The sequence below is a fragment of the Streptomyces sp. PTL18 genome (assembly GCF_059510295.1).
This window is the reverse complement of sequence record NZ_JCAJZO010000001.1, coordinates 462153-485785: the sequence shown is the minus strand read 5'-3', so window position 1 is coordinate 485785 and position 23633 is coordinate 462153. Positions and strand designations below refer to the sequence as shown.

General features: G+C 72.6%; 23 protein-coding genes. 9 read left to right on the top strand and 14 right to left on the bottom strand.

All coding sequences use genetic code 11. The features are described 5' to 3' along the window. Positions 1 to 6: 6 nt before the first annotated feature. Positions 7 to 537 carry a LysR substrate-binding domain-containing protein gene (locus AC5WS8_RS02230; protein ID WP_496101927.1) on the bottom strand — a complete coding sequence of 177 codons (531 nt, stop codon included), beginning with the start codon at positions 535 to 537 and terminating at the stop codon, positions 7 to 9. Between the two features lie 176 nt (positions 538 to 713). On the opposite strand from AC5WS8_RS02230, the gene AC5WS8_RS02225 reads away from it, so the two are divergent. Next, positions 714 to 851 (top strand): hypothetical protein, encoded by a 138-nt coding sequence (locus tag AC5WS8_RS02225; protein WP_496101523.1) that lies wholly within the window; start codon positions 714 to 716, stop codon positions 849 to 851. 179 nt (positions 852 to 1030) lie between these two features. On the opposite strand, the gene AC5WS8_RS02220 is transcribed toward AC5WS8_RS02225, so the two are convergent. The 5 genes from AC5WS8_RS02220 to AC5WS8_RS02200 form a co-directional block, all read right to left on the bottom strand. Further along, a complete protein-coding gene (locus AC5WS8_RS02220; protein ID WP_496101522.1) occupies positions 1031 to 1939 on the bottom strand; it encodes a phosphotriesterase family protein in 909 nt (302 codons plus the stop codon). Further along, positions 1936 to 2520 carry a DUF4865 family protein gene (locus tag AC5WS8_RS02215; RefSeq protein WP_496101521.1) on the bottom strand — a complete coding sequence of 195 codons (585 nt, stop codon included), beginning with the start codon at positions 2518 to 2520 and terminating at the stop codon, positions 1936 to 1938. Before AC5WS8_RS02215 ends, AC5WS8_RS02220 begins: the two co-directional genes overlap by 4 nt. An 11-nt stretch (positions 2521 to 2531) precedes the next feature. Then, entirely contained in the window at positions 2532 to 3092 is a 561-nt protein-coding gene (locus AC5WS8_RS02210) for a TetR/AcrR family transcriptional regulator (protein WP_496101520.1), read from the bottom strand. A gap of 539 nt (positions 3093 to 3631) precedes the next feature. Next, on the bottom strand, positions 3632 to 4156 hold the full coding sequence (locus tag AC5WS8_RS02205; protein WP_496101519.1) for an ATP-binding protein: 525 nt from the start codon (positions 4154 to 4156) through the stop codon (positions 3632 to 3634). A gap of 244 nt (positions 4157 to 4400) precedes the next feature. Next, complete coding sequence (locus AC5WS8_RS02200) at positions 4401 to 4724, bottom strand: hypothetical protein (RefSeq protein ID WP_496101518.1); 324 nt, start codon at positions 4722 to 4724, stop codon at positions 4401 to 4403. A 416-nt stretch (positions 4725 to 5140) separates the two neighbouring features. On the opposite strand from AC5WS8_RS02200, the gene cds1 reads away from it, so the two are divergent. After that, on the top strand, positions 5141 to 6250 hold the full coding sequence (gene cds1 / locus AC5WS8_RS02195) for an L-cysteine desulfhydrase Cds1 (RefSeq protein WP_496101926.1): 1110 nt from the start codon (positions 5141 to 5143) through the stop codon (positions 6248 to 6250). Here cds1 and AC5WS8_RS02190 read toward each other — a convergent pair. Together AC5WS8_RS02190 and AC5WS8_RS02185 are read right to left on the bottom strand one after the other, a co-directional pair. Continuing rightward, on the bottom strand, positions 6218 to 6751 hold the full coding sequence (locus tag AC5WS8_RS02190) for an SRPBCC family protein (RefSeq protein ID WP_496101517.1): 534 nt from the start codon (positions 6749 to 6751) through the stop codon (positions 6218 to 6220). The two genes, cds1 and AC5WS8_RS02190, sit on opposite strands and share 33 nt — an antisense overlap. Positions 6752 to 6818: 67 nt before the next feature. Continuing rightward, positions 6819 to 7649: a DeoR/GlpR family DNA-binding transcription regulator gene (locus AC5WS8_RS02185; protein ID WP_496101516.1), complete on the bottom strand. Its 831-nt coding sequence runs from the start codon at positions 7647 to 7649 to the stop codon at positions 6819 to 6821. Between the two features lie 381 nt (positions 7650 to 8030). Between AC5WS8_RS02185 and AC5WS8_RS02180 the strand changes: the two genes are divergently transcribed. Next, on the top strand, positions 8031 to 10298 hold the full coding sequence (locus tag AC5WS8_RS02180; RefSeq protein WP_496101925.1) for a hypothetical protein: 2268 nt from the start codon (positions 8031 to 8033) through the stop codon (positions 10296 to 10298). Here the strand turns inward: AC5WS8_RS02180 and AC5WS8_RS02175 are convergent. The 4 genes from AC5WS8_RS02175 to AC5WS8_RS02160 form a co-directional block, all read right to left on the bottom strand. Then, the gene (locus AC5WS8_RS02175; RefSeq protein WP_496101515.1) at positions 10268 to 12706 is read right to left on the bottom strand and encodes a right-handed parallel beta-helix repeat-containing protein; all 2439 of its coding nucleotides are present in this window, start codon (positions 12704 to 12706) and stop codon (positions 10268 to 10270) included. The genes AC5WS8_RS02180 and AC5WS8_RS02175 overlap by 31 nt on opposite strands. A 125-nt stretch (positions 12707 to 12831) precedes the next feature. Continuing rightward, complete coding sequence (locus AC5WS8_RS02170; RefSeq protein WP_496101514.1) at positions 12832 to 13437, bottom strand: Rv1733c family protein; 606 nt, start codon at positions 13435 to 13437, stop codon at positions 12832 to 12834. Positions 13438 to 13564: 127 nt separating this feature from the next. Next, positions 13565 to 14500, bottom strand: a complete 936-nt coding sequence (locus AC5WS8_RS02165) for an MOSC domain-containing protein (RefSeq protein WP_496101513.1) — start codon at positions 14498 to 14500, stop codon at positions 13565 to 13567. Positions 14501 to 14547: 47 nt separating this feature from the next. Beyond that, entirely contained in the window at positions 14548 to 14982 is a 435-nt protein-coding gene (locus AC5WS8_RS02160) for a DUF6643 family protein (RefSeq protein WP_496101512.1), read from the bottom strand. 294 nt (positions 14983 to 15276) lie between these two features. Here AC5WS8_RS02160 and AC5WS8_RS02155 point away from each other — a divergent pair, with 294 nt between their 5' ends. Continuing rightward, entirely contained in the window at positions 15277 to 16482 is a 1206-nt protein-coding gene (locus AC5WS8_RS02155; protein WP_496101511.1) for a TerD family protein, read from the top strand. A 30-nt stretch (positions 16483 to 16512) separates the two neighbouring features. On the opposite strand, the gene AC5WS8_RS02150 is transcribed toward AC5WS8_RS02155, so the two are convergent. After that, positions 16513 to 17688, bottom strand: coding sequence for a glycosyltransferase (locus AC5WS8_RS02150; protein ID WP_496101510.1), 1176 nt, complete (start codon positions 17686 to 17688; stop codon positions 16513 to 16515). A gap of 55 nt (positions 17689 to 17743) precedes the next feature. On the opposite strand from AC5WS8_RS02150, the gene AC5WS8_RS02145 reads away from it, so the two are divergent. Both AC5WS8_RS02145 and AC5WS8_RS02140 read left to right on the top strand, forming a co-directional pair. Further along, positions 17744 to 18529 (top strand): glutamate racemase, encoded by a 786-nt coding sequence (locus tag AC5WS8_RS02145; RefSeq protein WP_496101509.1) that lies wholly within the window; start codon positions 17744 to 17746, stop codon positions 18527 to 18529. 78 nt (positions 18530 to 18607) lie between these two features. Then, entirely contained in the window at positions 18608 to 19153 is a 546-nt protein-coding gene (locus AC5WS8_RS02140; protein ID WP_496101508.1) for a hypothetical protein, read from the top strand. 147 nt (positions 19154 to 19300) lie between these two features. Here AC5WS8_RS02140 and AC5WS8_RS02135 read toward each other — a convergent pair whose 3' ends face one another. Further along, the gene (locus AC5WS8_RS02135) at positions 19301 to 20350 is read right to left on the bottom strand and encodes an O-antigen ligase family protein (RefSeq protein ID WP_496101507.1); all 1050 of its coding nucleotides are present in this window, start codon (positions 20348 to 20350) and stop codon (positions 19301 to 19303) included. Between the two features lie 228 nt (positions 20351 to 20578). Here AC5WS8_RS02135 and lnt point away from each other — a divergent pair, with 228 nt between their 5' ends. Genes lnt through AC5WS8_RS02120 form a run of 3 tightly spaced genes read left to right on the top strand, consistent with a single transcriptional unit; the run spans position 20579 to position 23567 of the window. Then, complete coding sequence (gene lnt, locus AC5WS8_RS02130; protein ID WP_496101506.1) at positions 20579 to 22240, top strand: apolipoprotein N-acyltransferase; 1662 nt, start codon at positions 20579 to 20581, stop codon at positions 22238 to 22240. Positions 22241 to 22249: 9 nt separating this feature from the next. After that, positions 22250 to 22729, top strand: a complete 480-nt coding sequence (locus tag AC5WS8_RS02125; protein WP_496101505.1) for an NUDIX hydrolase — start codon at positions 22250 to 22252, stop codon at positions 22727 to 22729. Positions 22730 to 22778: 49 nt separating this feature from the next. Continuing rightward, complete coding sequence (locus tag AC5WS8_RS02120; protein WP_496101504.1) at positions 22779 to 23567, top strand: 3-hydroxybutyrate dehydrogenase; 789 nt, start codon at positions 22779 to 22781, stop codon at positions 23565 to 23567. Positions 23568 to 23633: the final 66 nt, after the last annotated feature.

Sequence of the window (23633 nt, the reverse complement as noted above, 5' to 3'; positions counted from 1 at the left end):
GCCCGATCAGGCCGTCAGGCTCCACCGCGCCGCCACCGGCGGACGGCGCAGATCCGTACGGCGCACGCACAGGCCGATCGGGAAGTCCTCGGGCGCCGGGTCGGCCGGAACCACGGTCAGCCCGTTGCGCACGGCGCCGTGCTCGAGGACCAGCCGGGGCACCACACCGCTGCCGCAGCCGGGCGCGACCGACGTCAACAGGGCTTCGCGCCGTCCGGTTCGGCGGCCACCTCGGGCACGGTGGCGCGGGCGCGGAGCCGGCGGTCGGCGGCGTCGCGGACCAGACCGCGGTGGGGCAGCAGGAAGGGGCCCCGCAGCCCGGGGTCCGGCCGCTCGCGGGAGGTCACGAACACCAGGGCGGTGGTCGTGACGGTGCGGCCGCCCAGCGGGTCCGGCAGGCCGGGGCGGGAGCCCCGCCACCGCCACGTCCACGGCGCGCTCGTCGAGCCGGGCCAACGCCGCCGCCGCGTCACCGGTGCGCAGCGCGAGCCGGACCTGCGGATGGGCGTCCCGGAAAGGGCCCGGAAACTCGGGCAGCAGCGCCTGACAGGCCGTCGCCGTCGCGAAGTCCGCGAGCCGGCCGGTGAGTTCGGCCGGTTCCGGGTGTTCCCTCCGGTAGGCGCGCCACAGCTCCGTCGCCTGAGCCGCGTACGCACGGAACCGGTGCCCTCGGCCGTCGGCGACACCCCGCGCGGGCCCCGGTCGAAGAGCCGGTGACCGAGCACCGACCTCCCACCGGCCCCGGGGTCGTCGCGGTCTGCCCGAAGGGCATGGGCGACTCCGTGCGGCGCCTGTACCACCAGGGTGCGGAGGTCAACGGCGCCGGAATCAACGGCAGCTTCGCCGCGTAGGCCGACCCCGACCGCCGCGCCACGGACCTCGCGCGCGGCTGGTCGGTCGCGCTCGGGTCGCCGTACACCTTCCGAAGGACGCTCGAGAGCGAGTACCTCTCCTACATCGCGGGCGAACGCGCCGTGCTGCTCGGCGCCGTGCACGGCGCCGCGGATCGGGCCATGCGCGGGGCCCGTGCTCAGCGCCACTCCACGGCGAACGCGCGGCCCGGGTTGTCGATGAAGATGCGGTCCACCAGCTCCCCGCCCAGCATGGCCTCCAGCCGCGGCCGCACCCGGCGCAGCAGGTACGGCATCCCGGGGCCGCCGCTCACGGAGCGGGCCGCGGCCGTGGTCGTGTCGGCGCCGAGCAGCAGCCGGTTGCCGAACCCGGCGTCGGCGAGGGCGCGCACGGCGTCGGGCATGCGCCAGTCCGTGGCGTGGTTCGCGCGTGACGGGCCGTCGAAGGCCAGGTACGCGCCTGTATCCGCGGCCTGGCGGTGCACCGCGAAGTCCGGGTTGCGGTTGAGATGGCCGAGGATCACCCGGTGCGGGGGCACGTCGAGACGTCCGCACAGCAGGTCCAGCACATCGAGTACGCCCGTGCCCAGTTCGTGGTGGACGGCGATGGGCGCCCCCGTGGCGTGATGGGCCTCGGCGGCCGCGGTCATCGTCCATCGCGCGTGCGCGTCGAGGGTGTGGAAGCCTCCGGCGACCTTGACGAGCCCGGCTCTGACCCCCGACGTGCCGATGCCCTCGGTGAGTTCGGAGACGAACACGTCCGCCAGCCGGCCACGCAGTCCGGCGAGCGTGGCGTCGTCGTAGTGGACGGCCTGGTGCAGACCGGTCGCGGCGACGATGCGCACGCCTGTGTCACGGGACAGCGGCGGCAGGTCGGCAGCGCGCCGGCCCAGGCCGTACGGGGACCACTGCACGACGGCCGAACCTCCCTGGGCGCGGAACGCGGTCAGTTCCTCCCGCGCGGCCGACACGTCCCGCAGCTCCTGGCCGGGGAGCTGAGGACTGCTGAAGAAGAGGTGGTCATGGGCGTCGCACACACCCAGGTCCTCCGGACGGGCGTCGCCGAGGACCGTACGGACGGTGTTCACCACTGCCGCCCCCGCGGCAACGCGCCGCGCCCGGGTGCCGACATGTGGAGCACCTCCAACGTCTCACCCGGGGCCTTCGGCGTGTCGTGATCCCAGAGCGAGAAGTGCACCAGGTCCCAGTGGCGCGTGTCGACGGCCGCCGCCGTGAGGACGGCGCCGTCCTCACCGGCCAGCCGCCCGGCCTCGCGCACGGCGTCCTCCATGACCTCGGACAGCCTCACGCCGTCGGGCACGTGCCGCCGGTGGCGCACCGCCGCGACGGCCGGAGAGCCCGCGGCGACGCCCTCCTCGTACACCAGTCCCGTCCACTGCTGCACCACCGGCCGCCCGAAGTCGTGGACGAGTCCCTGGAAGGCGCCACCCCACAGGAAGGTGTTCATGCCCTGCACGGTGTTCCAGAGGTAGAACGGCCCGTACTGGTTCACCGGTGAGCCGTGCACCCCCCGCTCACGCATCAGATAGACCTTGAAGCCGAGGCCGTCCCAGTCGTCGAGCAGGTGCCCGATACGACGGACGCGTCCGCGGATGATGTCCATGTCGTAGTCGGCGGGCAGGGTCAGCTCGTACTGCATCGCATGCATCGGGTCTCTCCTCAGGAGGCCGGACGCAGGAGGGAGAGCAGGCCCCGTACGCCCGCGTCGAAGGCCGCCGGCGAACCGGAGGCGCGGGCCAGGACGTACCCGCCCTGGACCGTCGCGAGGATCGTCGCCGCGATCTCCTCCGCGTCGAGGTCCTGCGCGAACCGGCCCTGTTCCTTGCCCTCTTCGACGATTCCGGCGAGCTCTTCGCGCAGCCAGTCGATCGTCTCGTCGACGGGTTCGCGCAGTTCGGCGCTCGCGACCACGTCGGGATCCATGGTGAGCCGGCCGATCGGACAGCCGCGCAGCACGTCACGCTCGCGCCGCAGATACGCCTCGATCCGTTCGTACGGCGCCCCGGGGGCGCCGAGTACGGCCCGTGCTGTCGCACGCATCTCCTCGGCCGTGCGCCGGATGGCGGCGAGCGCCAGGTCGGGCTTGCCCTTGAAGTGGTGGTACATGCTGCCCTGGCCGGCGCCTGCGCGCTCCAGGATGGCCTTGGGGCTGGTGCCCACGTACCCGCGCTCCCACAGCAGCTCGCGGGTGGACTCGATCAGACGGTCCGAGGTACTCATGGCAGGCAGTGTACATAACAGTAGGTACAGGCGTCGAGCTCCGGAGGAGGCGGCCACCGCTCGCCCGCGTACTCCGGCGGCGTGTGCGCGCTGCCACCGCCTGTACGGCGACCTGCACACCCTCCCGGCGCGAGTCTCGAGGCACCACCGGAGAAGCCACCGAGGGAGATGACCTCACCTGCAGACCCGGGCTCACCGGGACGGCGGCCCCGGCCCGTGGATCCTGTTCATCCCGCCGGCCCGGGCGGCCGTCGTGGCCGGGGGGCCGTCACCGTGCTGCGCCGCACGGCCTGGCGCGGCCACGGGGTGCCCCGGCGCCCGGTGGACGGCCGTCCCGCCGGGGACGCGTCGACAGCTGCTCGGCCGCCGCTGCGCGTCCGGCGAGACCGACGAGGACGAGTACGGGGGCCGGCTGTCCGTCCTGGACGGGCAGTCCGGCCGCGCCGGCAGGGACGGTACGGCGTGGAAACCGTGACCACCGGCGTTCCGGGCTGCCGGCGCCCGCGGTGCCGGAGAAGGGGTCAGGGGTCACCGCCCGGTCAGCCGGCAACGGCGGACCGGGCGGGAGCGTGTCGGGTCGTCCGCTCGTCGACAGCGAGCCCGCCGGCGGGCGTCTCGACAGCCCGCTCGTACGGCGTGCCGTTGCGTACCGGCCCGGCCGGCGCCCCCGACGGCGCGGGAAGCGAGAACCAGACGACCTTCCCGGTATCACCGTCCGGACGCGCCCCCCAACTGGCGGCCAACGCGGCCACCATCGCCAGACCGCGTCCGCTGGTGGCGGAGGGATCCGGCGGGCGCAGCTCCGGCAGGCGCGGGTCGTGGTCGTGCACCGAGACGGTGAGCCGGTCGAGCAGCAACTCCATCTCCACGGTGCACGTCTTGTCGGGCTGGGCGTGCAGGTGGACGTTGGTCAACAGCTCCGTCACACCGAGCGCCGCCCGGTCGATCAAGGAATCGAGGTGCCAGTAGCGCAACTGCGCCGATACGATTCTGCGGACCTGGCCGATCCGCGACGGCAGGGCTTGGAGCTCCACCGTGCAGTGCCTGCTTGGCTGGCTGATCACGGCTGCGACTCCCCGAATTGAGGTCCGGAAGAAGACACGTAGATCGGATCCAGCAGGGTGGCCGGGCGTGCACGCCGCCTGCTGTGCGGCTGAGTACTCCGGCCGCCTGGTGCGGAACGGCTTCGTACGGGGGCCGCCCGCTGTCGTGACCGGCGGCTGGTTCTTCAGCGTAATCGCCGGTAAACCGAGAGTGATGTGAGACCAGAGTGACGCAGCGCACGCCGCGCCGCAACTCACGCCACGCTCAGTCGCCGCGCCCCGCCGCCTTGCGGACCGCTTCGACGAACCGCCGCGCCGACGGCGACTCCGGCCGGCCCGGTGTCGGGTCGTGATCGCCGAGGGTCAGTGAGTAGCGGGTGCCGTTGAGATCGGCCAGGGCCCGGTCCTCGGGCGCGAACCAGGGGTGGGACGCGCGCACCGTCTGCACCGGCGCGCTGTCGATCTCGCTGCCGTAACTGGTGAGCAGTCGCAGCCTGCCGTCGCTGATCCGGATCTGCCCGGCTCGGGTGAGCGACCGCAGCCCCTTCCCGATCCGCACACCCGTGGCCGTGAACTCCGGCTCCGCCATGATGTCCGCCCCCTTGTGCCTTCGGCCGGCCCGCTGCGGATCCCGCCCGACGGCGTGATCCCGCGCCTCGATCGAGAGTTCGGTCGTGATCCAGTGTGCATCCTCGGCTCGGACGGGGCTCCCGGGCGGTGCCCACCGCACCGGCTGCCGTCCCGCGGTGCAGTCTGCCCCGACCCGGCGCGTCGCACCAGTGCGCGTACCGGGCTGACGGCGGCCACCCGGCGCACTCACGCGGATGCGCCCCCACGGATTTCCGCCTGCTGCCCGCCCCGTCCCCAGGTCCGCCTTTGACCGGCTCAAATATGTGTTTATGCAGGTGGGAAGGTATGTGGAAGGTGCCTATGATGAACTGTCCGGCCGAGTGATCCGGACGTCCGCACGCCCCGGTAAGGAGTCCCGCCGTGAGCACCTCCCAGATGACCTGCCCCGGCGAGACCCTCGACGTGGACCGCAGCGACCCGGAGTACCGGATCTGGCTGAAAGAGGCTGTGCGCAGGGTCCAGGCCGACGCCAACCGCTCCGCCGACACGCATCTGCTGCGCTTCCCGCTGCCCGAGCGCTGGGGCATCGACCTGTATCTGAAGGACGAGTCGACCCACCCCACCGGCAGCCTCAAGCACCGTCTCGCGCGCTCGCTGTTCCTGTATGGGCTGTGCAACGGCTGGATCCGGCCGGGCCGCCCGGTGATCGAGGCGTCCAGTGGTTCCACGGCCGTCTCGGAGGCCTACTTCGCGAAGCTCATCGGCGTGCCCTTCATCGCGGTCATGCCGCGCACGACGAGCGCCGAGAAGTGCCGCCTGATCGAATTCCACGGCGGGCGGTGCCACTTCGTGGACGACCCGCGCACGATGTACGAGGCCTCTGCCGCCCTCGCGGAGGAGACCGGGGGCCACTACATGGACCAGTTCACCTACGCGGAACGGGCCACGGACTGGCGCGGCAACAACAACATCGCCGAATCCGTCTTCCGTCAGCTGGAGTTGGAACGGTACCCCGAGCCCGCGTGGGTCGTCGCCACGGCCGGCACCGGCGGCACCTCGGCGACCATCGCGCGGTACGTGCACTACATGGGGTACGACACCCGGGTCTGTGTCGCCGACCCGGAGAACTCCTGTTTCTTCGAGGGGTGGACGACCGGCGATCCGGAGATCACCTGCGACCGCGGCTCGCGGATCGAGGGCATCGGCCGGCCCCGGATGGAGCCCAGCTTCGTGCCCGGTGCCATCGACCGGATGATGAAGGTCCCGGACGCTGCCGCCGTCGCCGCCGTACGGGCCCTGGAGCGGGCGATCGGCCGCAAGGCGGGCGGCTCGACCGGCACGGGCCTGTGGGGTGCGCTGAAGATCGTCGCGGAGATGGTCGCCGACGGGCGCACGGGTAGCGTGGTCACCCTGTTGTGCGACCCGGGGGACCGGTATCTGGACAAGTACTACTCGGACGTGTGGCTGGCCGAACAGGGACTGGACATCGCACCGTACGCGGCGGCGATCGAGTCACTGCTGCGGACGGGGGTCTGGCCGGGCTGATCCCGGCCCGGCGCCGTCATGTCCGCAGCCCTGACCCGCGAGCCTGCGGTCCAGGGCCGTCACCGCACCGCGGAACACCCGGGTCAGGGCGCCCCGCGACAGCCTCACCAGCGGACGGAAGAGCGCATTGCCGTCGGCCGCCCAGGTCCACTGCACACGGGTGCCGGTGCCGACGGGAACGAGGCGCCACTCCTCGAGCAGCGCGTGAACGCCGGGAACGGTCGCCTCGTCGACGCGGTACGCGTACAGCTCGTCGGGCCGGGCCGCGACGATCGTCTCGCGGAAGCGGGTGCCGCCGGCGAGCCGCACCGTGCGTCCCCTGCCCCCGTCGACCAGCCCTATGGACGTCACCGCGGGGAACCAGTCGCTCCAGCCGGGGACGTCGTCGGCGAGGGCCCGGAAGACCACCTCGGGGGGTGCGGCCATCTCTTCGATGAACACGAACCGTACGGGAGCGGTACGTGTGAACTCGAGTCCCACCGGGCGCAGGCGGTGTGCCATGGACGAAACCTCCTCGCGGGACGTGCGCGAACGGAAGTCGGCTCGGCTCACCATAGCTGACGATCTGTCAGCTGTCTGCGTCTTCCTCCGGCTGCCCTGCCACGATGAGCCGCCGCAGATGCTCCGAGATCTCCGTTCGTGCGTCCGTCGGCAGCCCGGCGTCCGTCACCAGCGTGTCGACCTCCTCCAGTGCGGCGAAGGAACTCAGGCCCACCGTCCCCCACTTGGTGTGGTCGGCGACCACCACCACACGCCGTGCGGACTGCACGAGCTGCCGGTTGGTCTCGGCCTCCGCCAGGTTCGGCGTCGACAGGCCCGCCTCCAGCGATATCCCGTGCACCCCGAGGAACAGCACGTCGAAGTGGAGGGACGCGATCGCCCGGTCGGCGACGGGGCCCACCAGCGAGTCGGACGGGGTGCGCACACCGCCCGTCAGTACGACCGTGGCCGCGCCCTGCCGCTGACCCGACGTGCGCTGCGCGGCGTGGAAGACGTCGGCCACCCGCACCGAGTTGGTGACGACCGTCAGTTCCGGCACGTCGAGAAGATGCTGGGCCAGCGCGTACGTCGTCGTGCCGCCGGACAGCGCGATGGCCGTACCCGGCGTGACCAGCTCCGCCGCGGCCCGGGCGATGTCCTCCTTGGCCGTCAGCTCCAGGCCCGACTTCGCCTCGAACCCCGGTTCGTGCGTACTGGCCTCGACCACGGGCACCGCGCCGCCGTGCACCTTCTCCAGGACGCCCTGACGGGCGAGCGCGTCGAGGTCGCGGCGCACCGTCATGTCGGAGACGCCGAGCTTGCGCGTCAGCTCGTTCACGCGAACGCCGCCACGCCGTCGCACCTCGTCCAGGATCAGGGCACGGCGCTGCTCCGCGAGGAGGTTCTGATTCTCGCTCACGTCCGCTCCGTCCCCTTTCATCCCACCACGTCCCACATGTCACGCATTGACTCCGACGAGGCCATTCTCCCGCCGGCCGCACCGCGGACGCCCCATCCTCGCACGCCTCGCCGCAGGTGGCGCCATCGCCCGTCACCCGGATTCCACCCGCCCTCTCCGCCGCTGTCACACGTTTCGGGGAGATTGCGTGCCCGCAGGTGTGCGCCACCGGTACGGCGGAGATCCTTTCGCTGCCCGGACACACCGTACGCAGCACGGGGGAAGAGCGGAACAGTGGAGCGTGCACGGGAAAGCGAGGAGAAGCGCGGCGAATTCGCCCAGCGGTCCGCGCCGGCCCTGGAACTCCTGGTCCACGGAGTCGGCGGCACCACGCCCGAGGTGATGCTCGGCGATCCGTGCACGGTGAGGATCACCGGTGACGAGACGGCCGCCGTCTACCGGCGCGCCGACGACGCGGACACGGAACGGCGGCCCGGCGGACCCCGCGACCGGCCGGTGCCCGAGGCGTACGTCTGGTGCAACCTCACCTCCGGGAACGCCGCCCGTGCCCTGTGGCTCTTGCTGCTGCCGTTCATGGTCGCGGGCCTCGCCCACTGGATGCGCCCCACGGCCATCGGCCGACGGCGGACGGTCCGCCTGTACGGAGTGATCGTCCGGCTCGTCGGGCTCACCCTGACCGTGCTGCTGGTCGCCGCCGCCTGCGAGGTCGCCCTGGACCTGGTGGCCTGGCAGTGCGCGGGCACGCGTGCGTGCGCCGGGCGCCACACCTGGCTGGGCTTCCTCTCGCCCGCCGGTTCCGGCCACGGCTGGTGGAGCGCGCCCGGCAGACGCCTCGCCCTGGCGTCGCTGACGCCCACGGCGCTGACCGGCCTGCTGTGGTACCTGTCGCACCGCACCTGGAGCGCCTACGAGTCCCAGCAGCCCCCCTCCCGCGAGCCGGAGCCCGATGACGAGCCCCACCGCGTCCCCCTCGGCCGCCCCGGGTTCTGGTACGGGCGCCGGCTGGTGGCCCGGCTGCGCGCCGCGCACACCGCCGCGGGCTTCCTCACCGTCACCGCGGCGCTCGGCAGCAGCGCCGCCCGCTACGACCGCCGCCACGGCTCCGTCGAGCTCGAGGTGCTCGGCTGGCTGCTGCACATCCTCTTCCTCGTGGGCGCGGTGGTCGTGGTGTGGGTGGTGTGCCGCCGCGGACGCTCGGAGAACCGGCTCGACAAGGATCTCGACGGGGTCCTGGTGCGGTGGCTGCCCGCGAGCGCCCTCGCCCTGCTCGTCCTGACCATGGTGTACGCCGCCTGGTCCCGCCCCGGCTGGCGTTCGTCGGGCCGGTTGCCCGGCGATGCGGCGTTCGGTGCGCTCAGCCTGGCGCAGGGCTTCCTGGTGGTCGTACTCGGTGTCGTCGCCCGCGTCCTGTACCGCACCCACCCCGACACCCGCACCGTGATGCGCGGGCTGGCCGGACCCGCCGTCGCTCTGCTGGCCTGCGCGCTCGGCAGCGTGATGTCCGGCGGAGTGGCCCAGCGGGTCGCCGACTGGCTCGACGGCACCGGCCACACTCTGGCCGGCCCGCCCGCCCTGTTGACCTGGCAGGCGTCCACGATCCCGCCGCTGCTGCTCGTCCTGTCGGCCGTCGCGGGCCTGCTCGCCCGGCGTACCCGGCTGCTGTGCCGCGCCGAGGCGGTCGCGGTCGACCTCGACCACCCGGGGGAGCCCGAGGACCCGGTCCGCACCCTGCGGATCGCCCGCACGCGCGCGATGGCCACCCTCACCGACCGGACACCGCTCATGGTCGCCGTCAGCTCGGGCATGGCCCTGCTCCTGGGCGCAGTCGCCCTGGCGGGAGCCTTCGCCACCCACGACACGCCCGAAGGAGCCGCACGGGGCACCGCGCCGTTCGTCCGGGACGCCGCCGAAACCTCCCAGGCCCTCGGCTCCTGGCTGGTCGGCATCGGTTTCCTGCTCTTCGTCACCTGGGGGCGCCGCGCCTACAAGGACCCCGCCGCGCGCCGCACCGTCGGCATCCTGTGGGACGTCGGCACCTTCTGGCCGCGCGCCGCCCACCCCTTCGCCCCGCCCTGCTACGCCGAGCGCGCCGTGCCCGACCTGACCTGGCGCATGTCCACCTGGACAGGCTCCACCGGTGGGAGGCTGGTCCTGTCCGGGCACTCCCAGGGCAGTGTGCTGGCGGCGGCCGCGGCCTGGCAGCTGGAACCGGCCGTCCGCAGGCGGGTGGCCCTCCTGACGTACGGCTCGCCCCTGGAGCGGCTCTACGGGCGCTGGTTCCCGGCCTACTTCGGCCCGGCCGCGCTCAGCTCCCTGCATCGCGAAGTGGACTGCTGGCGCAATCTGTACCGCCTCACCGACCCGATCGGCGGCCCGATCCGGCTGCCCGGCGCATGCGGCCCGCAGGTGGATCACCCACCGCTCAAGGATCCGCTCACCTACGGCCGGACCCGGGAGCATCCACTGCCCGCACCCGTCCTCGGACACGGCGACTACCGGGCGGACCCCGTGTTCGCCGAGGAGCGCGGGCGGCTGCTGGCACGGCTGCGGCCCGGACTGCCGGAGCAGCGGCCCGCGACCGGCTCCTCGGCCCCGGGCGCCGGGCCCGCCGGGCGCGCTCAGGGCGGCTCGGGCAGGTCCTCGGGGTAGAGCAGGGACAGGTCGTCGGTGCTGGCGTTTGTCAGCTGGGCGACCCGGCCCGCGTGCCGCTCCACCATCGCCTCGAAGGTCTGACGCGCGGTGCGGCCGTTGCCGAACGTCGGCCCCTTCGGGATCGCAGTGAAGTACTTCAGCAGCGCCTCCGCGGTGCCCGGCGCGAGCCGGTACTCGTGCTCCTCGGCCTGCTGCTCGACGATCCGCAGCAGCTCCTCCGGACCGTAGTCGCCGAAGGTGATCGTCCGTGAGAAGCGCGAGGCGACACCGGGGTTGACGGACAGGAAGCGCTCCATCTCCGCCGTGTAGCCCGCGACGATCACCACCACCGCGTCCCGGTGGTCCTCCATCAGCTTCACCAGCGTGTCGATCGCCTCGCGCCCGAAGTCGCGTCCCGAGTCCTCCGGCGACAGCGCGTACGCCTCGTCGATGAACAGCACTCCGCCGCGCGCCCGGTCGAAGGCCTCCTGGGTTCGGATGGCGGTGGAGCCGATGTGCTCGCCGACCAGATCCACCCGGGAGACCTCCACGAGGTGGCCCTTCTCCAGGACACCGAGCGAGGCCAGGATCTCGCCGTAGAGACGGGCGACCGTCGTCTTGCCGGTGCCGGGGGAGCCGGTGAAGACCAGATGCCGTCGCACGGAGGCCGCCTTCAGTCCCGCCTGCTGTCGACGGCGCCCCACCTCGATCATGTCGGTCAGGGCCCGCACCTCACGTTTGACGCTCTCCAGGCCCACCAGCGCGTCGAGTTCTCCGAGCACGTCCTGTGACGTGCGGGCGGACTTCTCCGGCTCCGGGGCGGCCGTGAGGAGCGGCTCCTGCTCGGTGGTGCGCTGACTCGGAATGCCCAGCAGACCCGGCGACACGTTCGTCGTCTGCCCGGCCGTCTCCTGGGCCGCCACCGGCCGCAGTCCCGCGCTCTCGTCGCTGGTGCAGTCCTCGACGACCGCGCCGCCACCGCCGCGCGCGCCCGGACCGCCGTCGGCGAACTCGTAGCCCCCGCGCGCACATCGCTCCGTACGGCACTTGCGCAGCGTGGCGCGGCAGCCGTCGATCACGTGGAAGCCATAGCCGCCGCTGCCCGTGACCCGGCAGTTCAGAAAGCTGCCCCGGCCCTCCGCGGAGACGTAGAAGCCCGCCTCGGCCGGTGAGGTCACCGTGCAGCGCTCTATCGTGGGGTCGGCTCCCTTGGTGACGATCACGCCGGTCTGGATGCCGTCGATGGTGCAGCAGGACAGCGTGCCGCCGCTGCCGTGGTCCCGGAACCAGGCGCCCGTCGCCGCCTCCCGGATCCGGCAGTCGTCCAGTTGCGCGGTGGCGCCGTCGCTCACCGACACCGCCGTGTTGCGCACCTGGGTGAGGTCGCTGTCCACGACATCGACGCGCGAGCCGCGGTCGAGGACGAACAGGGCGTCCGGCACGTCGTGCACACGGCAGGAGTCGAGCACCGCCGTGGCGCCGTCGCTGACCCACACCGCCGGGTAGTCGCCGGTGCTGTCGAAGATCTCGCACTGGTTGGCGTCCACACGGGTGCCCGGGTCCCACACCGACAGGCCGTTGCGGCCGAACTGCCGCACCGTCGTGCGGGTCAGCGTGAGCACCGAGCGGGACCTGAGGTCGACCGCGTTCTCCGGGATGTCGTGGATACGGCAGTCGGCCAGGGTGAGCACCGCGTCCGTGTCCATGGTGACGCCGTCCGCGGTGGTGCGGTGCACATCGCAGTCCGTCAGGTGCGCCGTGGCCCGCCCGGTGATCTGCACACCGGAGCCCCTCACCTCGTAGACCTCGCAACCGACCGCCTCGAGCGAGGAGTTCTCACCGGTCGCCGAGAGGCCCGCGCCCGAGGTGTGGTGCACCCGGCAGCGCTCGAGGCGAGGGTGCGCTCCGCCGCGCACGGCGACGCCCGACTGGGCCGCCGCCACCACCTCGCACTCCTCGAACACCCCGCCACCGCCGTCCACGACCGCGATGCCGATGCCGGCCGGGTTGTCGACCGTGCAGCGCCGCACCGCGGGGCGCGCGCCGCCGCGGACCTCGATGCCGGCCGCGGACCGGGTCGTGATCCGCACGTCGACCAGCTCGGGCGTGCCGTCCTCCACGAGGAGCGCGGGCGCCGCCGCGTCCTGCCCCTCGATGTGCAGGTCCTGGACCACGGCGGAGGCGCGCACGGTCAGAGGCACGCCGTCCACCGGCGCGATGCGCACCGAGCCGGGGGAGCCGTCGGGCCCACGCAGCGTCACCGCCCGCTGGACGACGAGGTTCTCCCGGTAGGTGCCGGGCGCGACGGTGAGGACGTCCCCGTCGCCCGCGGCCTCCAGGGCGGCGGCGAGCGACGCGTACTCACCCGTGCGGCGCCGCCACCGCGATGTGCCGGTGTGCGTCACCTGGACCGTGCCCTGTGCCATGGCGCTGCTGTGCCCCCACCTCGTTGCTCACGCGGGTTCTCGCGAAGATGCCGGACAGCGGAACAGTCCGGCCGGTCCACCGTAGCGTGCGCGGACACGGCCGGATGACCGGAGGCCGAAGGCCGTCAACTGCCCGTCCCCGTGCGGCCCCAGTCGGGGCCCGCCTTGTCCCATGCCTGGTCCCAGCGGGCGTAGCGGCGCAGCACCAGGCGCCAGACGATCAGCCGGCGGCAGCCCTCGATGAGTCCCGCGGTCATCGCGGCCGCGCCGAAACCGGCCAGCACCGCGTGCGTGGTGGCGGTGGCGCTGTCGAGGGGCCGGGCGGTTATTCGGCCGTGGTCGTCGGTCCACAGCGGAAAGCGGTCGCCCGGGTGCGGGGAGGAGAGAGTGGCCAGAACCTCGCCGTGCTGTGCGGTGCCGTCCGGTGCGGTCCAGTCGGCGAGAACGCGGCTGTGCGCGTCCCGGGTCGTCGGGGAGTCCGGATCCGGGTTCAGCGGCCCGCGGCCGAGCTGTTTGACGACGGTGGCCATCATCCGGTGACGGCTGTGCTGCTGGGCCCGTACGGAGCGCTGCAGGGAGTCCTGGGCGGCCGAGCCGATCAGCGAGCCGGCCACCGGCGCGGCGAGGAGGATCAGCAGCAGGGCGGCCAGCGCCACCCAGGCCTCGATCAGATCGGTCGTGCGGCGCAGCGGATTGTGCCGCCAGCGCCACAGGCCGTTGATTGCTCGCACGTCCCGCACCCCCTTCCGCGTCCGTGACAACCCCCGCACCCGGCCGTTCACCGGCGAGGCCGCGGAAGAGAGAGCGACGTCACCCCTCTTCCGCCGCGCCGGCCTCTCATGGACTGCTCACGCGGACTCAACGACCGCGGGCGTCCTGCTGGTTCCCGTCGGTCCGGCCCCTCAACGGCATTTCTCGCGCCGGTCGGACCAGTCGGGGGCGAGACCGCAGTGGCCTGCCGGCCGCCCTGTCGAGGATCGTGACCGGGTCGCCGATGCGGACCGTGCCGGTCGTCTCCGGCACCAGGTTCTGCCCGAACGCCAGTTGGTCGCCGAAGCGGCGATGGCGGGAGAGTGTGCGCAGCGGCTCCTTGCCACGCTCGGCGGTGGCCTGGTCCGTGGTGGTCACGACACAGCGCCCGCACATCTTGGCGACCCGGAACGTGACCTCGCCGACGGAGATCCGCTTCCAGCCGTCCTCGGCCCAGGGATCGGTGCCGGCCACGACGAGGTTCGGCCGGAACCGGCTCATGGGCAGCGGGCCCTCGTCGGCGTGGTCACCCTGCGCGATCAGGGAATTGAGCGCATCCAGGGAGGCGAGTGTGGTGAGCAGCAGGGGGTAGGCGTCCGCAAGGCTCACGGTCTCGCCCGGGCGCCCGTACGGCGGGTCGTCGATCGAGCGGCGGGTGGCCGGTTCGTCGAGGTGGACGAGGGTCACGTTCTCACCGAGGTAGTCGCTGAACCACTCGCTCGCCTCGCGGCCTGCGGGAACCGTCTCGATCTTCTCTCCCGCCCACTTCGCGGTCGTCGTGCGGGCCGGATCGGGGACGGCGACGGTCAGCGGCTCGAGACCGTCCGCGGAGACCCGGAGACCGCCGCCGGGTCGCGGTTCGGCGGTCGCCAAGGCCAGGCTCGCGCGCTCGCGTTGGGTGACGACCCGGCCCGTGTCGTCGATCAGTGCCCAGCGCCGGTCCCCGGCCAGCCCCCATGGCTCCACGACGGCCTCGTGGGGCGCTCGGCCCCGCAGCGCCTTGACCGGGTGGACGTGAATCGAGTGCAGCGCTGGATTCGGCATGAGGCCATCGTGCCACCGCGCACTGACGGCCTCACCCGGTTCGCGGATCAGTACCCGCGGTACTGCTGCCCGGTGTTGTAGGGGTCCTGGTAGGGCGCCGGGGCGGGGCGCTGCGCCGCGGGGCGCATCGCCTCGTAGCCCGAGGACATCGGGCGCTGCTGCATCTGCTGCGGGGCAGGGTAGCCGCGCGGCCCCGCCTGCTGCGGGATGTACGCCGTCGGGGCCTGCTGCAGCGGTGCGGGCTGCGGTGTCTGGGGGTAGCCGTACGCCGGGGCCGGCTGGGAGGGCCCGGACGGCAGCGCGGGCAGCGCCGACGGCAGTGCGGGCAGGCTGCTGCCCGGCGTCTCGTACGCGGAGGGGACCCGGATCGGAGCGATCTGCGGGGTGCCCCGCTCGGCGACGAGCCTGTCGTAGATCGGAGTGTCCGGGAAGGGCGACGCGGAGTAGTAACCGCCGCCATAGGTGGAGCGGGGGGAGGTCATGGGACATAAGTTAAGCCCACGATGTGCTGGTTGGGGAGACCGATAAGAGGGTTGTTTTCCGTGCCCGGGGTGACGCGGGATCCCCAATGCGAGCGAACTTCACAAAAAGGGGCAGCAAGCGGAGTCCAGATCGTGTAAAAGCCGAGTTCCCAACGGGTTACCGGCGGTTGAGCAGCGGTCCTGCGGCGCGGGTCGTGGGAGTACGTGCCCCCCGGGGGCATAGGTTGGCCGCAGGGAAAGGGCTGTCCGAGCCCCGGCCCCGGTGGCGACAGGTGGATGGGGACGGACATGTCGATGGCGAAGGGATCCAACCTTCAGGTGCCGACCACGGCGCTGCGTGTCGAACTGGGCAGGCGTTCCGGACCGGGCGTGCCCGACGCGGACGCCTCGGCACTGCTGCTGGTCTCGGGCAGGGTCCGTGACGACGGAGACTTCGTCTTCTACAACCAGCCGGGGCATCCCTCCGGCGCGGTGCGCCACGAGGGCAAGCGGGATGAGGGCGGCCAGGTGACGGACACGCTCCTCGTCGACCTCACGCGTGTGGAGCCCGCGATCGAGACGGTCGTGCTCGCCGCCTCGGCCGACGGCGGCACGTTCGGCCAGGTGCCCGGCCTGTACATCCGGGTGCTCGACGCCCGGCAGGGCACGGAGATCGCGCGCTTCGACCCCACCGCTACCGTCGAGACGGCGTTCGTGCTGGGGGAGTTCTACCGCCGCCAGGGCGCATGGAAGTTCCGCGCCGTCGGACAGGGCTACAGCAGCGGACTCGAGGGCCTGGCCACGGACTACGGGATCACGGTGGAGGAGCCGCAGCACGCCGCGCCGCCCCCTCCGCCCCCACCGGCGGCACCCGCCGCCCCGGTACGCCTCACCAAGGTCACGCTCACCAAGCAGGCCCCCACCGTCTCGCTGGCCAAGCAGGGCGGCACCTCGGGAGCGATGCGCGTCAACCTCAACTGGCAGGTGCGCGGGCAGGTGTCCGCACTCGGCGGAGGACGGGGCCGGGCGGTGCCCCGCCACACGGACCTCGATCTGGACCTGTGCGCCCTGTACGAGCTGTCCGACGGCGGCAAGGGCGTCGTCCAGGCGCTCGGCAACGCCTTCGGCTCGCTGCACCGGCCGCCGTACATCCACCTCGACGGCGACGACCGCACCGGAGCCCTGGAGACCGGCGAGAACCTCACCGTCAACCTCGACCACAAGGACCGATTCCGGCGCATCCTCGTCTTCGTCACCATCTACGAAGGCGCCCGCTCGTTCGCCGACCTGCACGCCACGGTCACGCTTCAGCCGCAGCACGGAGCCCCCATCGAGTTCTTCCTGGACGAGTGCACGGTGCCCTCCACCGTGTGCGCGCTCGCCCTTCTCACGAACACCGGCGGCGACCTGGTCGTCCAGCGCGAGGCCCGCTATCTCGTCCCGGAGCGCGGCGTCAGCCCGCAGCGCACCGTCGACCGGGCCTACGGGTGGGGCATGAACTGGACACCGGGCAGGAAATGACCCGACCGCGCGCCCTCGCGTCCGGCCCGCTCACCGCTCCTCCAGCACCGCGTCCGGGCGCGCGTACGTGCGGCCCTTCCAGGCCGCGCCGCGCCCCCGGTGGTGCTGCACCGCCGAATCGACCGTCATCAGCAGGTACAGGAACGCGGTGAGGGGCAGCAGCGGAGCGAGCCACAGCGGCTGACGGTAGTAGCGCAGCATGGGCACGTACGTCGCCGTCATCACCGCCTTCGCGAGCCCGCCCACCACCACGGCCGCCACATCGCCCGTGACGATCCCGGCGACGAGCGCGAGGGACGGCACCAGGTAGACGAGGGCGAGTCCGAGCACCGTACCGACGAGCAGCAGCGGATTGTGCCTGAGCTGGGCGTAGGCGCTGCGCGAGACCATCCGCCACAGATCGTGCAGCCGCGGGTACGGGCGCACGCTGTCGACCCGGTCGGCAAGCCCCAGCCAGATGTGGCCGCCGCTCCTCTTGACCGCGCGTGCGAGCGCCACGTCGTCGATGACGGCCTGCCGGATGGCGTCCGGAATCCGCGCTCGCTCGGCGGTGTCGGCCCTCAGCAGTACGCAGCCGCCCGCCGCGGCCGCTGTCCGCGCCCCCTCCACCGCGATCCACCGGAAGGGATACAGCTGCGAGAAGAAGTAGACGAAGGCGGGTACCACGAGCCGCTCCCAGACACTTGCCACCCGCAGCCGCGCCATCTGGGATACGAGGTCGAAGCCGCCGGTGCGCGCGGCCGCCACCAATTCCCGCAGGCTGTCCGGCGCGTGGGCGATGTCGGCGTCCGTCAGGAGCAGGTACTCGGGCGCCCGCGCGCGTGCCAGTCCGATTCCGTGCCGTACGGCCCACAGCTTGCCCGTCCAGCCCGGGGGAGGATCGCCGGGGGAGCCGACGGTGAGCGGCAGCCCGCCGTGCCGCTCCGCCAGCGCGCGGGCCAGTTCCCCGGTGCCGTCGGAACTGCCGTCGTCGATCAGGAAGACCTCGGCGCGCCCGGGATAGTCCTGGGCGAGCAAGGAGGGCAGACTGCGCGGGAGTACGGCGGCCTCGTCCCGCGCCGGTACGACCACACAGACGGACGGCCACTCCTCGGGGTCCCGGCGCGGCGGCAGTCGTACATCTGTACGCCAGAAGAAGCCCTGGCCGAGTAGGAGCCACACCCAGGCGGCCAGTGACGCGACGGCGATCCACACAACGGCACTCACCGTGGCAGTCTGCCCCACCACAGGGTCCGTTGGGCAGATCGTCTATGGTTGCCGGGTGAAGATCGCGCTCATGGACTCCGGAATCGGACTGCTGCCGGCCTCCGCCGCGGTACGCCGTCTGCGGCCGGACGCGGACCTGGTCCTGTCCTGGGACCCCGACGGGATGCCGTGGGGGCCGCGCACCCCGGAGGACATCACACAGCGGGCACTGGCCGTCGCGGAGGCCGCCGTCGCCCACGATCCCGAGGTCCTGATCGTCGCCTGCAACACCGCCTCCGTGCACGCGCTGCCCGAGATGCGCGCCCGTTTCGAACCGGACCTGCCGATCATCGGCACGGTTCCGGCGATCAAGCCGGCCGCCGCAGGCGGCGGACCCGTCGCGATCTGGGCCACACCCGCGACCACGGGCAGTCCCTACCAGCGGGGCCTGATCGAGCAGTTCGCGGACGGTGTGACGGTCACCGAGGTGCCGTGCCCCGGACTCGCGGACGCGGTGCACCACGCGGACGACTCCGCGACCGATGCCGCCATCGCCGCCGCCGCGGCGCTCACCCCCGACGACGTCACGACCGTGGTGCTCGGCTGCACCAACTACGAACTGGTCGCCGACCGCATCCGTGAAGCCGTGCAGAAGCCCGGCGCGGCGCCGCTCATCCTGCACGGCAGCGCCGGAGCGGTGGCCGCGCAGGCGCTGCGCCGCATCGGTGAGGATCCGGCGCCGCAAGCTCCCGCCGGGGGCGGTCTGACGGTGCTGCTGAGCGGTCGGGAAGGCGTATTGCCGCCCGAGGCGCTGACGTACCCCGAGGGAAGGTTCCTTCAGGCGGTCAGCCCGGCGTGGTGAGCGGCGCAGGTGCCGGCCCGAACGGGTGACACTCCGCGATGCGGTGCTCGCGCAATGGAACATGGGTACTCTCGTGGCATGAGGGACCACCTCCACGGCGACGAATCCCCGCACCCCGACATCTGGACAGGGCGGGCGACCAATCGGGCGCAGTGGCCGGCGGCGCTCGTCGGCGCCGCCTGCATGGCGCTCGGTGTCGAACTGGCCGTCGACTCGGCGTGGACGTCCGGCGTCGCCCCGCTCGTCATGTCGGTGGTGGGCTGTATCGCGGCCGGGCTGCTGGTCCTCTTCGGCACGCTCGCGTTCGTGCACGTCGCCGTGAAGGTCGACCAGGAATGCCTGGAGGTCCGCTGCGGCCACATCGGTGTGCCGCGCCGCCGCATCCCCCTCGCGCAGGTCGCCGGTGCGGAGTTCGTGCCGCGGGTCACACCGCGCCAGTGGGGCGGCTGGGGCTACCGCTGGCGACCCGAGAAGGGCACGGCCGTCGTCGTACGGCGCGGTGAGGGCGTCGTCCTGCGCCTGTGGGACGGTCGCACGTTCACGATCACCGTGGACAACGCGGAGGCGGCGGTGCGGGTCATCCGTGCGCGGCTGCATCCGAGGTTCCCCGGCGCCACGCACTGACTCCCGTATCCCTTCTTCTCTCCCACCGGCTCGTATCCCTTCCTCTGCCGGCTCTCCCGCCGGCTCGTATCCCTTCTTCTCCCGGCTCCCCCACCGGCGGGCCCCCTCCTCGTCGACCGGACGGTCTGACCGGCCCGGCCTCCTCCCTCATCGGCCCGGCGGTTCCTCGTCCACCAGTGGGCGCGCGGTCGCGATCCCGGCCAGCAGGCCCGCTCCCGCCGTCACCGTGGTGAAGCTCAGCGCGTTGCCGAGTGAGGCGATCACCGCGAGTGCCGTCAGTGCGGCGCCCGCCGTGAGTGCGAGCGGAGTGGGGCGCCGGGTGCACCACAGCGCGTACAGAACCCAGCAGAAGACCGCCGCGAGCAGCGTCACGCCGAGCAGCCCCTCTTCGGCGGCCTGCTGCCAGGGGGCGGAGTGCGGTTTGCCGTCGGGCAGGAGGGACTGCGCGGCCGTGGCGCTCAGATCGCCGAAGCGTCCGGGGCCCACGCCCAGCGCGGGATTCCGGTGCGCCAGCGCCAGTGCGTCGTGCCAGAGCAGGACCCGGTGCCGGCTGAGCTGGTCGGCCAGAAAGGACCTGAGTCCGCCCGGGACGGCGTCCTCGGTGATTGCCCAGGTCAGGCTGGTCACCAGGGCCGCTACGAGCCCCAGGGCGGCGAGTGCCGGGGCGCGGTGCCGGGTCCGGCCGGCGGCGAGCGAGCACAGCAGCACTCCGGTGCAGGCCACCAGCCCGGTCGTGGAACCGATCGCCGCCGCGGTCACCGCGATCCCGGCGGCCGACAGCCGCAGCGCCAGTCGTGTCCCCGGGGCCCGTGCGGCCCATGCGGCGCAGCACGCCGCCCCTGAGGAGAGCGTCAGCAGGGCTGCGGTTCCGCCGGTGCGCCCGAGCGGTGTGGCGAACTGCGGGCCCACCGCGACATGCGGGGCGGCCACGGCGAGCCCGACACCGGCCAGGGCGCCCGCCACGGGTGCCGCGACCGGCAGCAGCGCCCCGAAGATACGTCCCGACGCGTATCCCGCGGCGACCGCCAGCACCGCGAGCAGGACGCCCTCGGGTCTGCCACCGTGTGTGGCGGCCGTGATCAGCGACCACACCGCGCACGCGCCGAGCACCAGGGCGCCCGCCGTGTCCGAGGCGTTCCGTCTCTCGTCTTCCGTGTCCTCGGCCCTGGCCTCGGACTCCGTCCCCGTGGATCCCACGCCGCCCCCCTGTGACGGATCCGATCGTCCCGACCGTCCCGGCCGCCCCGTTTGGCCGTGGTCCGGAGCTTCGGCACACGGTATCGGGTGATGCGCCGGTTGTGGACGGGTTGTGCAGAAACGATGCAGCAGGGTGGCGGCCGATGTACCGGAAGAAGGCGCGGACCGTCCATGGCCGGCCATGGGCCGTGCTGTCCGCGCCCTCGTCGCGCGCCGTAGACTCCCCGGGTGACCGTCACCGCAACATCCGTGGGCGAGCCGGAACAGCTCGAACCCCAGACCGCACCCGTACCCCGTGCCCTTCGCCGGGTGCGGCGTGTCGTTCCGGCCGCCGCCGCGTCCCTGTCCGGAGTGCTGCTCTACGTCAGTTTTCCGCCCCGGACACTGTGGTGGCTGGCCCTTCCGGCGTTCGCCGTCCTGGGCTGGGCCGTGCGCGGCCGCACCTGGAAGGCGGGTCTTGGCCTCGGCTACCTGTTCGGCCTCGGCTTTCTGCTGCCGCTGCTCGTCTGGACCGGCGTCGAGGTCGGCTCCGGACCGTGGCTCGCGCTCGTCGCGGTGGAGGCGATATTCATCGCGCTGGTCGGCGCGGGCGTCGCACTGGTCTCCCGGCTGCCCGTCTGGCCGGTGTGGGCGGCAGCCGTGTGGATCGCCGGGGAGGCGGCACGCGCGCGAGTGCCGTTCGGCGGCTTCCCCTGGGGCAAGATCGCCTTCGGCCAGGCGGACGGTGTCTTCCTGCCGCTCGCCGCGGTCGGCGGCACCCCGGTGCTCGGCTTCGCGGTCGTCCTGTGCGGCTTCGGGCTCCACGACGTCGTACGGCTCGTCGTCCAGTGGCGGCGCAGCGGAAGCGCGCTGCGGCGCGGGGCGGCCGTCGCGGCACTGATCAGCGTCGCCGCTCCCGTGGCGGGTGCTCTCGCCGCACGGTCGCTGGTCAGCGACAAGGCGGAGAACGGGACCGCGACCGTGGCCGTCATCCAGGGCAACGTGCCGCGCGCCGGGCTTGCGTTCAACGCCCAGCGGCGCGCCGTCCTGGACTACCACGCGCGGGAGACCGAACGTCTGGCCGCCGAGGTCAAGGCCGGCAAGGTCGCGCGGCCCGACTTCGTGCTGTGGCCCGAGAACTCCTCCGACGTCGATCCCTTCGCCAACCCCGACGCCGCCGCCGTGATCGACCGCGCCGCCAAGGCGATCGGGGTGCCCGTCTCGGTCGGCGGTGTCGTCGGGCGGGACGGCAGGCTCTACAACGAGCAGATCCTGTGGGACCCCGCCAAAGGCCCCATCGACACGTACGACAAGCGGCAGGTGCAGCCGTTCGGCGAGTACCTTCCGCTGCGCTCGCTGCTCGGTGCGATCAACCCCGACTGGACGGCGATGGTCCGCCAGGACTTCAGCCGGGGACACAGGCCCGGAGTGTTCAGCATGGCGGGCGCCAAGGTGGGGCTGGTCACCTGCTACGAGGCCGCCTTCGACTGGACGGTGCGGTCGACCGTGACCGACGGCGCCCAGCTGATCTCGGTACCCAGCAACAACGCGACCTTCGACCGCAGCGAGATGACGTACCAGCAGCTCGCCATGTCCCGGGTGCGGGCGGTGGAGCACAGCCGCACCGTCACCGTCCCGGTGACCAGCGGTGTCAGCGCCATCATCATGCCCGACGGGAGGATCACCCGGCGGACGGGCATGTTCGTCGCCGACTCGCTCGTCCAGAAGGTGCCGCTGCGCTCCTCCACGACCCCCGCCACCCGGCTCGGCACCCTTCCCGAGATGCTCCTCGTACTCGTCGCGGCCGGCGGTCTCGGGTGGGCGCTGGTGCCGGCGGCGCGCGGCCGCCGCGACCGCCACGTCGAGGCCGTCCGGCCCGAAGACGCGGGAGTGACAGAACCGACCCGCTAGGGTCGGCCCATGGCTACTCCCGACTTCATCCGGACCATCCGGACCTCCGCCGGCCATCAGCTGCTCTGGCTCCCCGGCGTCACCGCCATCGTCCTGGACGACGACGGCAGGGTGCTGCTGGGCCGCCGGGCCGACACCGGCCGGTGGTCGGCGATCGGCGGCATCCCGGATCCGGGGGAGCAGCCCGCGGCCTGCGCCGTGCGCGAGGTCTACGAGGAGACTGCCGTGCGGTGCGTCGCCGAGCGTGTGGTCCTCGTGCAGGCCCTGGCTCCGGTGACCTACCCCAACGGCGACACGTGCCAGTACATGGACATCACGTTCCGCTGCCGCGCCGTCGGGGGCGAGGCGCGCGTGAACGACGACGAGTCGCTGGAGGTGGGCTGGTTCCCGGTGGACTCTCTGCCGGAGCTGAACGAGTTCGGCCTGCTGCGGATCAAGCAAGCCCTATCGGATGCACCCACATGGTTCGACGCCACGAATCCGCTGTGAAGTATGGGTGGTGACCATATGGGGTGCTAGCGCTGCTTAGTGTCGACTCATGACCGTGCCGCACCCCCACACCACCTCAGTTGATCTGGGCGGACGCACCGCCCTCGTCACCGGCGCCGCCGGCGGCATCGGCCGCGCCTGCGCGCTGCGGCTGGCCGCGGCCGGGGCCAAGGTCAGAGCGGTCGACCGGGACACCGCCGGCCTTGACGCCCTGGCCGGCGCGGCCCGCGATCTGGCGGGAACCGTCGAACCCCACGTCCTCGACCTCACCGATCTGGACGCGGCCGAACACGCCGCCGCCGGCACCGATATCCTCGTCAACAACGCCGGGATCCAACTGGTGCGGCCCCTTGAGGAGTTCCCGCCCGACGTCTTCCACACCGTCCTGACGGTGATGCTGGAAGCCCCCTTCCGGCTCATCCGCGGAGCGCTGCCCCACATGTACGGGCAGGGCTGGGGCCGTGTCGTCAACGTCTCGTCGGTCCACGGGCTGCGCGCCTCCGCGTACAAGGCGGCATACGTCTCCGCCAAGCACGGGCTGGAAGGGCTGTCCAAGACCGCCGCCCTGGAAGGCGCCCCGCACGGAGTCACCTCGAACTGTGTGAACCCTGCCTACGTGCGCACGCCCCTCGTGGAGAAGCAGCTCTCCGACCAGGCGCGGGCGCACGGGATCACCGAGGAACGCGTGCTGTCCGAGGTGCTGCTCCAGGACAGCGCCGTCAAGCGATTGATCGAACCGGAGGAGGTCGCCGAGGCGGTGGCCTATCTGTGCAGTCCGCAGGCGTCCTTCATCACAGGTACCTCGCTGGTCCTGGACGGCGGCTGGACCGCCCACTGAGCAGGGACATGTCGGAAGTTGTCCACAGGCCCGGCGACCCCGGGCCTGCCGTGAGCCATTCTGGGG

Excerpts from the sequence above, each read along its gene's own strand:
- AC5WS8_RS02215 (WP_496101521.1), bottom strand. The coding sequence starts at position 2,520 with ATGCATGCGATGCAGTACGAGCTGACCCTGCCCGCCGACTACGACATG.
- AC5WS8_RS02210 (WP_496101520.1), bottom strand. The coding sequence starts at position 3,092 with ATGAGTACCTCGGACCGTCTGATCGAGTCCACCCGCGAGCTGCTGTGG.
- AC5WS8_RS02200 (WP_496101518.1), bottom strand. The coding sequence starts at position 4,724 with ATGGCGGAGCCGGAGTTCACGGCCACGGGTGTGCGGATCGGGAAGGGG.
- cds1 (WP_496101926.1), top strand. The coding sequence starts at position 5,141 with ATGACCTGCCCCGGCGAGACCCTCGACGTGGACCGCAGCGACCCGGAG.
- AC5WS8_RS02190 (WP_496101517.1), bottom strand. The coding sequence starts at position 6,751 with ATGGCACACCGCCTGCGCCCGGTGGGACTCGAGTTCACACGTACCGCT.
- AC5WS8_RS02180 (WP_496101925.1), top strand. The coding sequence starts at position 8,031 with ATGCTCGGCGATCCGTGCACGGTGAGGATCACCGGTGACGAGACGGCC.
- AC5WS8_RS02175 (WP_496101515.1), bottom strand. The coding sequence starts at position 12,706 with ATGGCACAGGGCACGGTCCAGGTGACGCACACCGGCACATCGCGGTGG.
- AC5WS8_RS02165 (WP_496101513.1), bottom strand. The coding sequence starts at position 14,500 with ATGCCGAATCCAGCGCTGCACTCGATTCACGTCCACCCGGTCAAGGCG.
- AC5WS8_RS02160 (WP_496101512.1), bottom strand. The coding sequence starts at position 14,982 with ATGACCTCCCCCCGCTCCACCTATGGCGGCGGTTACTACTCCGCGTCG.
- AC5WS8_RS02155 (WP_496101511.1), top strand. The coding sequence starts at position 15,277 with ATGGCGAAGGGATCCAACCTTCAGGTGCCGACCACGGCGCTGCGTGTC.
- AC5WS8_RS02140 (WP_496101508.1), top strand. The coding sequence starts at position 18,608 with ATGAGGGACCACCTCCACGGCGACGAATCCCCGCACCCCGACATCTGG.
- AC5WS8_RS02125 (WP_496101505.1), top strand. The coding sequence starts at position 22,250 with ATGGCTACTCCCGACTTCATCCGGACCATCCGGACCTCCGCCGGCCAT.
- AC5WS8_RS02120 (WP_496101504.1), top strand. The coding sequence starts at position 22,779 with ATGACCGTGCCGCACCCCCACACCACCTCAGTTGATCTGGGCGGACGC.